Source organism: Listeria cossartiae subsp. cossartiae (assembly GCF_014224155.1).
Taxonomy (GTDB): domain Bacteria; phylum Bacillota; class Bacilli; order Lactobacillales; family Listeriaceae; genus Listeria; species Listeria cossartiae.
Genome location: NZ_JAASUI010000001.1, coordinates 1,231,068 through 1,245,161 on the forward strand (window position 1 = coordinate 1,231,068; position 14,094 = coordinate 1,245,161).

The following is a 14,094-nucleotide window of genomic DNA, read 5'->3' on the forward strand; positions in this document are numbered from 1 at the left end:
CCAGATTTACGGCAATTTAATTTGTGGCTTGTTTACAGAAGTTTTATAGAGAATAATCGTTCTACCAATCACTTGGACGATATCTGCTCCTGAACGCGCGCTGATTTTCTCTGCAACGGTTTGTTTATCTTCTTCACAGTTTTGTAGAATGGAGATTTTAATTAATTCTCTCACTTCTAGCGCTTCTTTTACGTGAATAATTAAGTTTGGTGATACGCTTCCTTTTCCTACTTGGAAAATTGGTTGGATATTATGTGCTTCTTTTCTTAAAAAACGTTTTTGTGTAGCTGTTAACATTAGTTTCCTCCTAATTGTTCGAGTACTGCTTCTTTCATCAGTGATCGCTCTGGTTTAATACCAGTCCATATTTCAAAGGCAAGTGCCCCTTGATTAACAAACATCGGCAAGCCATTTTGGGTAATAGCTCCATTTTTCTTTGCTTCTTTTAAAAAGGCCGTTTCGGCTGGATTATAAATAATATCAGAACAAATCGTTCCTTTTGACACATTTGCCAGTGAAATCGGGCTTTTGTTTTTAGAAGCTTCAAGACCGATAGATGTGGTTTGAATGATAATCGTAAAGTCAGCCAACTTATTTTCTGCTTCTTGCAGTGTCATCGCATGGTGATTCGCGTTATCTTTCGTCATCTCTATCGCTTTTTCTGTTGTTCGGTTGGCAACGGTGATTTTGGCGTCTGTATGACTCGTAAGCGCGAGATAAATCGCCTTACTTGCCCCGCCTGCCCCAGTGATTAAAATCGAATCAGCCGCTGTAATCGGACGAATTTCTTCTAATCCTTCTAAGTAGCCTTTGCCATCTGTGTTGAATCCGTACCATTTGTCGTCTTTTCTGAGCACAGTATTCACTGCGCCAGATGCTGCTGCAAGATCTTCTAATTCGTCTAAAAATGGTAAAATGCGCTCTTTAAAAGGTGTAGTGATGTTAAAACCACGCACGCCAGAATCCATTAATTTTTTAATTTCTGTTTCAAAAGCGTCTTCTTCTATTAAAACAGAGTTATACTCCGCGTTCATTCCAAGTTCTTGGAAAATCCGATTTTGCATAGCTGGTGATAACGAGTGACGAATAGGATTTCCGATAACAACATATTTTTCCAAATGACAGGCCTCCTTAGTTTTAAACGAGTGATGTCCGGATAGTTGCGCTTACGCCTTCTGGAACCCAAGCAGTTACTTTTGCGCCACCTTCTGGAATCGTAACCCAGCCAAGTCCAGAAAAGACAATATCCGCTTTTTCTTTTACAGTAAAGGAATATGGCACGAGTTTAGGTAATGTTTTCATTCCTTCTTCGGTTGGCGGTTGAAGAACTAGTCCAGCTTGATTTTCATATAATGCTTCGGCTTTTTCTAATTTCGTGCGGTGAATTGGTAAATTGTTTGATACATAGACAACAAGCGATTTACGGCCACCTGAAACGTAATCCAAACGAGCAAGCGCGCCTAAGAACAAGGTTTGCTCTTCGTTTAATTGGAAAACGGCTGGTTTTATTTCTTTTTTAGGTGTAATAGCTTTTAATGTATTTGTATCAATGAAATGCGCCATTTGGTGATGGTTAATAATTCCTGGTGTGTCCACAAGTACATTGCCATCTGCTAATGGGATTTCGATTTTATCAAGCGTTGTTCCCGGGAATTGCGATGTTGTAATCACATTATTTTCACCAGATGCTTGTTTAATAATCCGATTGATAAGCGTTGATTTACCAACATTTGTACAACCGACAACATACACATCTTGTCCGCTTCGTAATTCATCAATTTTCTCTAAAAGGGTATCAAAACCGTGACCTTTTTCCGCGCTGACTAAAACAACATCCGTCGCCGCCAAGCCCTGCTCTTTGGCACGCGTTCTCATCCAGCGTGTTAATTTATCGCGTTTTAATGATTTTGGTAACACGTCTTCTTTGTTACCAACAAGTAATACAGGGTTGCTTCCTGCAAAACGAGGAAGTCCCGGTAACCAACTGCCATCAAAATCAAAAATATCCACCACATAGACGATTAATGCCTGCTTCGAACTAATTTGATTTAAAATGCGTAAAAAATCATCATCTGTTAGCGCAACATCTTGAATTTCATTGTAATGCTTTAGACGAAAACATCTTTTACAAATAACTTGTTCATTATTGAGGGATGATTTTGGCGCATAGCCGATTTTGTCAGGATCTTCTGTTTGAATAATGGCCCCACAACCAATACATCTTATTTCTTCTGTCAAAGTGATTCCTCCCACTTAATTTGGTTTTTCTTTTCTAATCGTTTTAAAATAACGCTTTCCATCATTCGATTTAATTTTGTCGCCATTCCATCGGTTTGTTTCACGGGACGAACAAAAATGGTTGTTAATTTTTGACGATTTCCACCGAATATATCTGTCATAATTTGATCACCAATCATCACAGTTTCTTCTGGCGTTGCATTTAGTTCTTTCAATGCCCAGCGGAAATTAGCGCCTAAGGGTTTTTTAGCCCGCGCTAAATAAGGGACATCGATTGCTTTTGCCACACGAGCAACTCGTTCTTCATTATTATTAGAAAAAATCATTACTTTGATTCCTTCTTCTTTTAATATAGTAAACCAGTTGATAACTTCATCCGTTGCATCTAGTTGATCCCATGCGAGCAGCGTATTGTCAAGATCAGTTAAAATAGTAGTCTTTCCCATTTTTCGAAGCTGCTCTGCTGTTATTCCAAATGGAGTATTCAACATTTTATCTGGTGAGAATTGCTTTAACACGTATTGGCACCTCATTCTTTTATTTAGTACAGTCTATTCTATCATACATTCAATTAGACTAATAATCTATAAATTTTACCATCTTTCTGCTTATTTTACAAAAAAAGCTTAGAAAAATGCTATAATATGAAAGGAAACGTTATATTTTTAAGGAGGCAAACAAATGTCAAAAGATTATGCATTAACATGGGATTTAGAAAATATATATGCTGGCGGCAGCGGTTCTGAAGAATTACAGCAAACGCTTCAAGAGGTAAAAGCTGATTTAGATAGCTTTGTCGCAAATGTCGCTGAATGGGAAGTTCCTGAAAATGTGGAAGCCTCTGCAGAATTTTTACTTCTAGTAAACCAAAACGCAGATATTTCGAAAATTTTACTTACAGCAGGTTCTTTTTTAGAATGTCTTGCTTCTGCTGATATCAATGATACTCGTGCAAATGAGCTTTCGGCGTTAATTTATCAATATGTCGCAACACTTGCTACTGCTGAAGATGAATGGCATGACAAATTTGCACAAGTTTCTGACCGCGTTTGGGACGAGCTAATGCAACAAAACGGTTTATCGCAAATTAGCTTTATTTTGAGTGAAGCGCGCACCAATCGCCGTAAAAAAGGCAGTAAAGAACAAGAAGCGGCTATTAATTCTTTAGCTGTCGATGGTTATCGCGGCTGGTCTGACCATTATGATACAATCGTTGGTAAACTACGCATGCACGTTACAATTGACGGAGAAGAAAAAGACGTTTCTGCTGGACAAGCGCTAAACTTATTAAACCATCCAGACCGCGCAGTTCGTCAAGCCGTTTTCAAAGAATATACACGGGTTTGGCAAGAGGAATCTCGTTTGTTTAGCGATACATTAAATCATTTATCTGGCTTCCGTTTAGCTACATATGATATTCGTAAATGGGAAAATATTCTCGATGAACCGCTTGCTATCAATCGTTTAGATGAGCAAACATTGCAATCGATGTGGAATGTTATCCAAACGAATAAACCTACTTTTGTTCGCTTTTTAGATCGCAAAGCAAACTTACTTGGTTTAGAGAAATTAAGCTTTTATGATGTGGAAGCTCCTCTTGTATTTTCAAGTGAACCGAAGAAATATACGTATCAAGAAGGCGCGGAATTTATCATTGAGCAATTTAATAAATTCAGTCCAAAAATGGCAAATTTTGCGGAATCTGCTTTTGAAAAAGGTTGGATTGAAGCAGAAGATCGTGATAACAAACGTCCTGGTGGTTTTTGTACCGACTTCCCTGTTGAGAAAGAAAGTCGTATTTTCATGACATATGATGGCGCTCCTGGTACGGTCGCTACCCTTGCACATGAGCTTGGACATGCTTTCCACTCTCACGTTATTCGCGATGAGCCTTTTGAAAACACTGATTATGCCATGAACGTTGCAGAAACTGCTTCTACTTTTGCGGAAATGATTATTGCCGATGCCTCTGTAAAAGATGCCAAAACAAAAGAAGAAAAAATTACCTTATTGGAAGATAAAATTGGTCGTAGTATTGCCTTCTTTATGAATATTCATGCTCGTTTTATTTTCGAATGTAATTTCTATGAAGCACGTAAACAAGGCGTAGTTTCCGTTGATAGACTTAATTCCTTAATGGAAGAGGCACAACGCGAAGCATATTTGGATGCGTTAGATGAGTATCATCCACAGTTCTGGGCTTCTAAATTACATTTTTATATTGCTGATGTACCGTTTTATAACTTCCCATATACGTTCGGTTACTTGTTCTCGCTTGGTATTTACCATAAAGCTCAAGCAGAAGGTGCTAGTTATGAAGATAAGTACATTGCGCTACTACAAGACACTGGCTCCATGACGACCGAACAACTTGCTGAAAAACATCTAGGAGTTGACTTACGTAAAGCTGACTTCTGGGAAGAAGCAGTTGCTCTAGCCGCTAAAGATGTAGAAGATTTCCTTGCTTTAACAGAAGAATACGTAAAATAAAAAAACGCTTGGAGCTTAAAAAACTCCAGGCGTTTTCTTTATATTGTTTTTAGTAATTCAATGATACAAGTAGCAGATTGTTTCGCAGCTAGATGGATAAACTCATCAAAAGAAATGGTCGCTTCTTGATTAGCTAAATCGGAAATAGCACGAATAATTAAAAATGGGATATCGAATTGATAAGCCACTTGCGCAATTGCCGCTGCCTCCATTTCAACTGCTTTCACATCCGGGAAAAAAGTGCGGATTGTTTCATGCTGGTCTGGACGCATAATGAACGAATCATTTGTGATTACTAAACCATACACTGCTTTATTTTCACTTGCAGCAAAATTTTCGCGGTAAATTGTCTCTGCTTTTTTAAGAAGAACTGCATCCCCTTGGTAAAAAGCTGGCATGCGTGGAACTTGACCATATGTGTAGCCGAATTCAGTTACGTCTACATCCCCATATGCTAAGCGATCAGAAATTATAACATCGCCAACAGCTAAACCTTCTGCCATACCACCAGCTGAACCAGTGTTAATAATTACTTCTGGTTTAAAACGGTCTGCCATAAGGGTTGTCCCAAGCGCCGCATTTACTTTACCGATTCCTGATTCTAAAAGTACTACTTCTTTGCCAGAAATCTCACCTACGTAAAATTTCGCGCCGCCAATAACAATTTCTTCTACGCTTGGCATCGTATTTTTTAATAGTTCTACTTCTTCTTCCATTGCTCCGATAATACCAATTGTCATTATGTAACCTCCAAAAAAGCACAGTCGTTAACAGCTAACTTCTGTGCTTTTATCTTTTGTCGTTTGTTTTAAGTTCTTCTACTTTGGTTGGTTGCCATCCTTCACCGTCCACCCATGTGATATAAACACGATATGCTTTATCTGGGTCTTCTTTAGTCGAAAGCGTTCCAATTGATTGCGTTGCAGGATCAGCGCCTTGCTCCACGAACCAAAGTGATGTGTTCGAGATTGGAATATCTGTTGCTGCAGAAAAAGCTTTACGTTTTTCTTGCCAATCTACACTGGTGGAACTGTACGAATTCACGTGATCGCCAGTTTGATCCGTGCCGATTGGTTTCCAGTCTTTTGTAATAACTTTCGCCACATTGGGATCGTCGCTTTCGGTCGTTTCCGTTGTTTTTTCATCGGAAGACTCTTTTTCTTGTTCGGATGATTTATCTGATTTAGCGGCATCTTCTTTTTTCGATGTGGAAGATGCCGTTTTGTTTTCTTGTTGTGCTGGGTCACTCTCCGTTTTAAATAGCACAAAATACAAACTACCAATGATAAGTAAGCTTACCACGATAATTAAAACGTTTAAAACTAAATTCGTCTTTTTTCGTTTTGTATTTTGTTGTGAGCGAGATCCTTCGACCAAATTTTGTTTAATGCGACGGTTATTTGATTGTCGTTTGTCTGCCATTTGCATTCACCACCTTATAAGTAACCGCTGTACAAAAACACCAGATAAAATTAAGATGCAGTGATTTTTTCGATTTTAACGCTCATATCACCAGCTGGTGTTTGGATAGTTACTTCTTCCCCTTCTTTATGGCCAAGTAAACCTTTGGCAATTGGAGAATCATTGGAAATTTTACCTTCAAACGGATCTGCTTCTGCGCTACCTACGATTGTGTAAGTTTCTTCTTCGCCGTCTGGTAATTCGATGAAAGTAACTGTGTTTCCTAGTGTTACTAAACCATTATGTGCTTCTGCAGCATCAATGATTTGTGCATTACGAATCATATTTTCAATCGTAGTGATACGACCTTCAACAAAAGCTTGTTCGTCTTTTGCGGAATCGTACTCGGAGTTCTCAGATAAATCACCAAAACTGCGGGCAATTTTAATCCGTTCTACAACTTCTTTCCGTTTTACTGTCTTAAGTTCTTGTAATTCATTTTCTAATTTTGCTTTCCCATCTAGGGTCATTGGAAATACTTTTTCTGTCGCCAATCGATTTCGCTCCTTTTGTTTGTTCATTATTGTATAGAAAAGCACGGAGATATCGCTCCGCACCTTCATCAAAAATATTACTACTCGTGTGAAAGATTAACATGCCACGCTAGAAATAGCAAGCAATTGTCTCTCTTTTTACTAGGAAAATTTTACCTTAATTTTCTCTATTTGACAAGTGATACCTGTTGTTTATACATGTTTTTGCAAGATTGATTCAATTTTTGTTGTCATTAAATCGATTGCTACGTGGTTCTCGCCGCCTTCTGGAATGATAATATCAGCAAATTTTTTCGTAGGTTCAATGAATTCGTTATGCATCGGTTTAACGACGGAAAGGTATTGATCGATTACTGAATCCATCGTCCGGCCACGTTCTTTCATATCGCGTAACAGCCGGCGAATAAAACGAATATCATCATCTGTATCAACATATACTTTAATATCCATTAAATCTCGGAGGCGTTTATCTTCCAAAATTAAAATTCCTTCTAAAATGATTACTTCGCGAGGTTCTTGGATTTCTACCTCTTCTTTTCGCGTATATTTGGCATAGTCGTAAATCGGTTTTTCAATCGTTTCATAACGACGTAGCGCCGCAATATGTGAAATAAGTAGATCGGTATCAAAGGCTAACGGATGATCATAGTTCACTTTTAATCTATCTTCAAAACTAATATTCGCTTGGTCATGATAATAGACGTCTTGAGCAATCATCAAAATCGAGTGACCGCTAAAATGGTCGCAAATTGCCTTTGTTACGCTAGTCTTACCTGAACCTGAACCACCAGTTACGCCGACTACGATTGGTTTTTTTGTCATGATACGCCTCCATTTTTCTTTCTTTTGGAAATAGATAAGCCGTCCCCGAGTGGAATGGTCGTTGTGTCAAAATCAGGATGTGTCACTAAGAAATCATTAAAATTACGCATTTTTCTAGCAACGCGTAATTTACGTTGTTTTTCGGGCGACATATCAAGTGCTAATCCTTTAAAAAGAACATTATCACTATAAATAACCCCATTTTCAGCTAACGATCCTGTATAAATATGGAAAAATTTCTCATATTGCGCTTTCGCTGCATCGATAAAGATGGCATCAAATGGACCATGAGCTAAAATTTCTTCGGAGCCTTCAATCGCATCCGTTAGTAACGGTTTTACTCTGTCAGATGCTCCGTAACGTTGAATATTATGTACAGCTTGTTTGTATCGTGCTTCGTCGCGCTCAACGGTAATGATTTCTGCATCAGGAAGTTGATCTGCCATTTTTAAAGCGGAGTAGCCAATTGCTGTTCCAAGCTCTAATATACGTTTTGGCTTTTGAATATCCAAAATCTGTAATAAACAATATAAAGAATCTGGCTCCATAATTGGCACTTCATTGGCCGCGGCATAGGCTTCAAGCTCTTCAAAAAACGGCGTGCTCTTAGGAATGTGTTTTAATAAATAATCATGAATCATATCATTCACTGCTAGGATCCCCTATCTTAACAAACAAAGCACCTGCCAAAAACATGCGAAACATGCTTCTGACAAGTGGGTGTTTTTAATTATTTTTTGTAATATGCTCTTCTTTTAATTTATTGTGCTCTTCTAACGTTTTCGAGAAATAAACTTTCCCTGTTTTTGTGTTTGCTAAGAAGTATAGGTAGTCGCTTTTTTCTGGGTAAAGTGCTGCTTCCATCGAAGAGTCGCCACTATTGGAAATTGGACCTGGTGGTAGGCCGTTGTTTTTGTAAGTGTTATACGGTGACTCGACTTCTAAATCTTTATAGGTTGTTTTGCTTTTGTGTTCACCTAGCGCATAAAGAACGGTTGGATCGGTTTGCAGGCGCATATCTTTTGCTAAGCGGTTGTAGAATACACTCGCAATCATTTTGCGGTCGACATTTTCCGTTGCTTCTTTTTCGATAATAGAAGACATCGTTAGGAATTTGTGGACGGACATGTTTTGTTTCGTTAGTTCTGCGCGGTATTTCCCAATGTTTACATCTGTCGCTTTGACCATTTCGGTAATGATTTCTTCGGCAGATACATCTGTTCCTTTGAATGTGTATGTCGCTGGGTATAAATAACCTTCTAATGGATGTTTGATAGATTTGTTTAAGACATCATTGGTTACGGTGTCTGGGTATGCTTTTATCATGGAAGCAACAAATGTCGGGTCATCCATCGTTTTAAGCACATCGGCTTTTTTTAGTTTTGGTTGATAAGCAACGATTCTATCCGCAATTTGATCTAGTGTGTAGCCTTCTGGAATGACTAATTTCGCCGGGGCTACGGTTTTACCTTCTTGCATTTTTTTGACGATTTGATCTGTGTTCATCGCTGGGCTGAATTCGTAATTTCCAGCTTTTAAATTCGTGTCATTATTGTATTTTACATAAAACGAGAAAATAGAAGCGTTATTAATGACGTTTTTATCTTCTAAAATGGTAGAAATATCAGAAATGCTAGATCCTGCAGGGATTTCTACGACGATTTTCTCTTTGCTTGCTTCATCTTTTGGTTCTAGTTGTGATTTTACATAATAATAGCCTGAAAAAGTTGCAATCACTAGAATTAAAATAATAATAGAAATAATAATTGTAATTTTCTTACCTTTTGTATTCTTCATTATAAACCTCATTTCATTGAAAACAATTCTAATCCATTATACCGATTATCTAAAAAAAATGCTATTCAATACGGAAAATTTTCTTAAAAAGTGACGTTTTTATTTTTTTTCGGTATAATTAGTAGCGTGATTTAACGAACAAGACAGAATCAGTCAAAGACTTGCTTCTGCCAATTAATTAAATATTGAAGGAGTCTTTTGGATGTTACATACGTTAATACAAAGTTTACAAGATTTCACGATGTGGCTAGTCGATTCACTTGGCCACTGGGGGATTTTTCTTGGAATGCTAATTGAAAGTGTTTGTATTCCCCTCCCGAGTGAAGTAATTATGCTGTTCGGTGGATTTATGGCCGAGGCTGGGAAACTCAACTTTTGGCTCGTGGTTTTTGCGGGTATTTCGGGAAACTTGGTGGGCTCTTTAATTGCTTACTATATCGGAAAATTTGGTGGCAGAGCATTAGTATTAAAATTCGGGAAATATATTTTCTTGAATGTCAAACATCTAGATAAAGCAGAACTTTGGTTTGGTCGTTACGGGGCGAGAGCAGTGTTTTTCGGTCGTGTCTTGCCGGTCATCCGAACATTTATTTCTTTACCAGCGGGTATTGCGAAAATGAACGTGTGGAAATTTATCGTCTACACAATTTTAGGTTGTATTCCGTGGAACATTTTTCTAACGTGGCTTGGTTATTCTTTAGGTTCCAATTGGAGTGTCGTCGAAAAGTATACTCGGCCAATTAGCTATTTAATGCTTGCATTGGTCATCGCAATTGTAGTTTATCTTGCTTATAAAATATGGAATAAACGCGCTAGAAACGCAAAATAAAAAGCATGTCTTGACATTTTTTGTCAGGACATGCTTTTTTAAATTTTTATTCTTCGTCTTCGTCAGCTAAGAAAGTTGCTAACATTTCTTCAATTCTATCCCACTCTTCGTCTGTTTCAACTGGTTGAAGATGTCCTTGATTACCATTTTCATCTTGAGTGTAGCTTGAAGCAAGGATTTCGATTTCTTCATCTTCCCCTTTACCAGCTGGGAAATATAAAACGTATGATTTATCAAAATGCTCGGAATCAAAGCTCATTAGAATTTCAAAAGCTTCTTCTTTTCCTTCTTCGTTTGTGATCCAAATAATATTTTCTTCTTCATGATTATGGTTATGTTCTTCTGCCATTAAATTCACCTCAAATTAATTAGTAGTGTCCAAATAGGACTGTAAAATCATTACTGCAGCTAACTTATCAATTACTTCTTTTCGTTTTTTACGCGAAACGTCTGCTTCGATCAAAGTTCTTTCTGCTGCAGAAGTGGTTAAGCGTTCATCCCAAAGTACAACGGGCAAACCAATTCTTCCCTCAAGTACTTCAGCATATATTTTAGAACTTTCAGCACGAGGTCCTATGGTATTATTCATATTCTTAGGAAGACCAACTACGACTTTTTCCACTTCGTATTCGAGTACTAGCTCTTTTACGCGGTCATAGCCGAATTGCTTTCTATTCTCGTCAATCTGAATTGTTTCCACACCTTGTGCGGTCCAACCGAGTGGATCACTTATCGCTACGCCGACCGTTTTTGAGCCGACATCTAAACCCATTATTCTCATTTCTCACCAATTTCGTTATTTTTCAGATACGCTTTGACAAGTTCCTCGATAATTTCATCTCGTTCTAAACGACGTATCATACTTCTAGCATCCTTGTGACGCGGAATATAAGCAGGATCGCCTGAAAGTAAATAGCCAACGATTTGATTTACGGGGTTATAGCCTTTTTCTTCAAGAGCAACGTAGACTTGTTTCATTAATTTTTTTACATCTTCTTCAATTGAATCATCGCCGAAGTTGTAAAACATTGTTTGATCTTTTGAATCCATAATCGAAGCACCTCATTCCTTCATGTATCTCTTTTCATTTTACACTATGTGAACAAAAATAACAAAGAAAAATGAGGCGCTTTGATGAAATTTATGCTTGTTGTTCTTTTACCCATGTGGCAACGTAATCAAGGGCTGTTCCTAGTTCTGCTGGATTTTTACCGCCAGCTTGAGCCATATCAGGACGTCCGCCGCCATTTCCGCCGCAGCGTGTTGCTACTTCTTTCAGTAGTTTGCCTGCGTGGTAGCCTGCTTTGATTGCATCTTCGGAAACTGCAGAAATTAGGTTTACTTTATCTCCTTGAACAGCTCCTAGAACAAGAACACCACCGATTTTTTTATCTTTCCAGTTATCAACGAACTGACGTAATTGGTTCATATCTTTGGCATTTACTTGTTTAGCAATTACTTTAACGCCGCCGATTTCTTCTGGTGATTCAAAAATATCAGCACTTGCTGCACTTGCTAATTTGCTTAATAAGGATTCGTTTTCACGTTTCACTTCACGTAAATCAGCTTGTAATTGTTCTACTTTTTGTGGTGTTTCTTTTGTTGTTGTTTTAAGTAGGTTAGCTGCGTGTTTTAAGGTGTTTTCTTGCTCTGTTACAAAGCGATATGCTTCTTTTCCTGTAACGGCTTCGATACGTCTAGTTCCCGCTCCAATACCTGTTTCGGATACGATTTTGAATAGACCGATATCTGCAGTATTACGGACGTGGACACCACCACAAAGCTCAATGCTATATTTGCCTACTTGAACGACACGAACAACATCGCCGTATTTTTCGCCAAATAGTGCCATAGCGCCAAGTTCTTTTGCTTCTGCGATTGGCATTTCTTCAATTACAACATTGATTTGTTCCCAGATTTTTTCATTGACGATTTCTTCCATTTTCGTTAATTCTTCTTCGGTAATTTGACCAAAATGAGAGAAGTCAAAACGTAAGCGGTCTGGAGAAACAAGTGAGCCAGCTTGGTTAACGTGCTCGCCTAATGTGTCTTTTAACGCACGGTGTAATAGATGGGTTGCTGTATGGTTTTTGATTGTTTCACGACGTTTTACTTTATCAACAGCTAGTTTTACTGTGTCGCCTGTTTTTAATACGCCTTCTTTTACGGAAATACGGTGCAAGTTTTGTTTGTTCGGTGCTTTTTGGACGTCTTCTACATAAGCAAGACCTGTTTCGCTTTCGATGGTTCCTTTGTCTGCTACTTGTCCGCCGCTTTCTGCATAAAATGGTGTTTCTTTGAAGATAACTTGCGCTTCGTTTCCAGCTGCTACTTTATCAACAAGTGTGTCATCTTGAATTAAATACAGGATTTCAGAAACATGTTCTGTTGTATTGTAACCAACGAATTCACTTTTCTCTGTTAAATTGGCAAGTAGTTCGCCTTGGACTTGCATCGATTTCACGTCAGCTCTTGCAGAACGAGCACGGTCGCGTTGTTCTTTCATTTCAGCTTCAAACCCAGCATGGTCCACTTTTAGGCCATGATCTTCTGCGTATTCTTCTGTTAATTCCACAGGGAAACCGAATGTATCATATAATTTGAAAATGTCCGCGCCTTTAATCACTTGTTCGTTTGTTTCTTTAGCATTTTTAAGAATCGTTTCCAAAATTGCTAAACCTTCATTTAAAGTTTCATGGAAGCGTTCTTCTTCTGTACGAATCACTTTTTGGATGAAGTCTGTTTGGTTTTCTACTTCTGGGTAGAAAGTATTCATGATTTTGCCAACGACTGGTACTAATTTGTACATGAATGGTTCGTTAATTGTTAGGACTTTTGCGTAACGAACAGCACGACGTAGTAAGCGACGTAAAATATAGCCGCGTCCTTCATTGGATGGTAAAGCGCCGTCGCCAATGGCAAATGCAACCGTACGAATGTGGTCTGCGATTACTTTAAATGCCACGTCGTTTTCTTGTGAGTGACCGTATTTCACGCCAGCAATTTGTTCTACTTCGCGGATAATCGGCATAAATAAGTCTGTTTCAAAGTTTGTAGGTGCGTCTTGGATAATGGAAACCATCCGTTCTAGACCCATCCCTGTATCAATATTTTGTTTAGGAAGTGGTGTGTAAGTTCCGTCTGGATTATGATTGAACTGCGAAAATACTAAGTTCCAAATTTCTAAATAACGTTCGTTTTCTCCGCCTGGATAAAGTTCAGGATCACTCGCGTCGTCACCAAATGCAGGTCCGCGGTCGTAGAAAATCTCGCTATCCGGGCCACTTGGTCCAATACCGATATCCCAGAAATTATCTTCAATTTCCACGATATGGTCATCGCTTAAACCAATTTTTTCGCGCCATAATGTTTTTGCTTCTTCATCTTCTGGATAAACCGTTACATATAATTTATCAGGGTCAAAGCCAATCCATTTAGGGCTTGTTAGGAATTCCCATGCGAATAAGATTGCGCCTTCTTTAAAGTAATCGCCAATAGAAAAGTTCCCTAGCATTTCAAAGAACGTATGATGGCGTGCTGTTTTACCAACGTTTTCGATGTCGTTTGTACGGATAGATTTTTGCGCGTTAGCCATTCTAGGATTGTCTGGAATAACCGAGCCATCGAAGTATTTTTTCATTGTAGCTACTCCACTGTTAATCCAAAGAATCGTTGGATCGTTGTTTGGTACTAGTGGTGCGCTAGGTTCGATTGTATGCCCTTTTTCTTTAAAGAAATCTAAAAATAACTGTCTTACTTCTGCGCTTGATAATTGTTTCATTTTTCATTTCCTCCTTTTGGTTTTTACAACAAAAAAAGCCTATATGATTGCTCACAGGGACGATTTTGGTGAAATCGCGGTACCACCCTGTTTGCAATGATATAGACTTTGTATCATTACCTCTTCAGTTATCTGTTAACGTGGATAAGACGGATCATCTAATGGGAGAGCAACTTTGGTGC

16 protein-coding genes are annotated in these 14,094 nt (G+C 38.4%); 2 read left to right on the plus strand and 14 right to left on the minus strand.

Annotation, left to right across the window (positions count from 1 at the left end; translation table 11 throughout):
* Window positions 1-6: 6 nt before the first annotated feature.
* The 4 genes from yhbY to HCJ30_RS06305 are packed head-to-tail and all read right to left on the minus strand — an operon-like array spanning window position 7 to window position 2,756.
* Window positions 7-297, minus strand: coding sequence for a ribosome assembly RNA-binding protein YhbY (gene yhbY / locus HCJ30_RS06290; protein ID WP_185391409.1), 291 nt, complete (start codon window positions 295-297; stop codon window positions 7-9).
* Window positions 297-1,118 carry a shikimate dehydrogenase gene (gene aroE, locus HCJ30_RS06295; RefSeq protein ID WP_185391410.1) on the minus strand — a complete coding sequence of 274 codons (822 nt, stop codon included), beginning with the start codon at window positions 1,116-1,118 and terminating at the stop codon, window positions 297-299. Before aroE ends, yhbY begins: the two co-directional genes overlap by 1 nt.
* A gap of 19 nt (window positions 1,119-1,137) precedes the next feature.
* Complete coding sequence (yqeH, locus tag HCJ30_RS06300; RefSeq protein WP_185391411.1) at window positions 1,138-2,238, minus strand: ribosome biogenesis GTPase YqeH; 1,101 nt, start codon at window positions 2,236-2,238, stop codon at window positions 1,138-1,140.
* A complete protein-coding gene (locus HCJ30_RS06305) occupies window positions 2,235-2,756 on the minus strand; it encodes a YqeG family HAD IIIA-type phosphatase (protein ID WP_008947866.1) in 522 nt (173 codons plus the stop codon). Before HCJ30_RS06305 ends, yqeH begins: the two co-directional genes overlap by 4 nt.
* 163 nt (window positions 2,757-2,919) lie before the next feature.
* Between HCJ30_RS06305 and HCJ30_RS06310 the strand changes: the two genes are divergently transcribed.
* Entirely contained in the window at window positions 2,920-4,728 is a 1,809-nt protein-coding gene (locus HCJ30_RS06310; RefSeq protein WP_185391412.1) for a M3 family oligoendopeptidase, read from the plus strand.
* Window positions 4,729-4,766: 38 nt separating this feature from the next.
* Here the strand turns inward: HCJ30_RS06310 and HCJ30_RS06315 are convergent, their stop codons facing one another.
* From HCJ30_RS06315 to mltG, 6 genes are all read right to left on the minus strand, one after another.
* Complete coding sequence (locus HCJ30_RS06315) at window positions 4,767-5,468, minus strand: 5'-methylthioadenosine/adenosylhomocysteine nucleosidase (RefSeq protein WP_185391413.1); 702 nt, start codon at window positions 5,466-5,468, stop codon at window positions 4,767-4,769.
* Between the two features lie 49 nt (window positions 5,469-5,517).
* Entirely contained in the window at window positions 5,518-6,150 is a 633-nt protein-coding gene (locus HCJ30_RS06320; protein ID WP_185391414.1) for a DUF1510 family protein, read from the minus strand.
* Window positions 6,151-6,200: 50 nt separating this feature from the next.
* Complete coding sequence (greA, locus tag HCJ30_RS06325; RefSeq protein WP_003722004.1) at window positions 6,201-6,683, minus strand: transcription elongation factor GreA; 483 nt, start codon at window positions 6,681-6,683, stop codon at window positions 6,201-6,203.
* Window positions 6,684-6,875: 192 nt separating this feature from the next.
* Window positions 6,876-7,505, minus strand: coding sequence for a uridine kinase (gene udk / locus HCJ30_RS06330; protein ID WP_185391415.1), 630 nt, complete (start codon window positions 7,503-7,505; stop codon window positions 6,876-6,878).
* Window positions 7,502-8,155 carry an O-methyltransferase gene (locus tag HCJ30_RS06335; protein ID WP_185391416.1) on the minus strand — a complete coding sequence of 218 codons (654 nt, stop codon included), beginning with the start codon at window positions 8,153-8,155 and terminating at the stop codon, window positions 7,502-7,504. Before HCJ30_RS06335 ends, udk begins: the two co-directional genes overlap by 4 nt.
* A 76-nt stretch (window positions 8,156-8,231) precedes the next feature.
* Window positions 8,232-9,302 (minus strand): endolytic transglycosylase MltG, encoded by a 1,071-nt coding sequence (mltG, locus tag HCJ30_RS06340; RefSeq protein WP_185391417.1) that lies wholly within the window; start codon window positions 9,300-9,302, stop codon window positions 8,232-8,234.
* 202 nt (window positions 9,303-9,504) lie between these two features.
* Between mltG and HCJ30_RS06345 the strand changes: the two genes are divergently transcribed.
* Window positions 9,505-10,131, plus strand: coding sequence for a DedA family protein (locus HCJ30_RS06345; RefSeq protein ID WP_185391418.1), 627 nt, complete (start codon window positions 9,505-9,507; stop codon window positions 10,129-10,131).
* 46 nt (window positions 10,132-10,177) lie between these two features.
* On the opposite strand, the gene HCJ30_RS06350 is transcribed toward HCJ30_RS06345, so the two are convergent.
* From HCJ30_RS06350 to alaS, 4 genes are all read right to left on the minus strand, one after another.
* Window positions 10,178-10,480 carry a DUF1292 domain-containing protein gene (locus tag HCJ30_RS06350; protein ID WP_003738982.1) on the minus strand — a complete coding sequence of 101 codons (303 nt, stop codon included), beginning with the start codon at window positions 10,478-10,480 and terminating at the stop codon, window positions 10,178-10,180.
* 15 nt (window positions 10,481-10,495) lie between these two features.
* Window positions 10,496-10,912 (minus strand): Holliday junction resolvase RuvX, encoded by a 417-nt coding sequence (gene ruvX / locus HCJ30_RS06355; RefSeq protein ID WP_185391419.1) that lies wholly within the window; start codon window positions 10,910-10,912, stop codon window positions 10,496-10,498.
* A complete protein-coding gene (reoM, locus tag HCJ30_RS06360; RefSeq protein ID WP_003719797.1) occupies window positions 10,909-11,181 on the minus strand; it encodes an IreB family regulatory phosphoprotein ReoM in 273 nt (90 codons plus the stop codon). Before reoM ends, ruvX begins: the two co-directional genes overlap by 4 nt.
* Window positions 11,182-11,272: 91 nt before the next feature.
* On the minus strand, window positions 11,273-13,912 hold the full coding sequence (gene alaS / locus HCJ30_RS06365) for an alanine--tRNA ligase (protein ID WP_185391420.1): 2,640 nt from the start codon (window positions 13,910-13,912) through the stop codon (window positions 11,273-11,275).
* Window positions 13,913-14,094 lie beyond the last annotated feature (182 nt).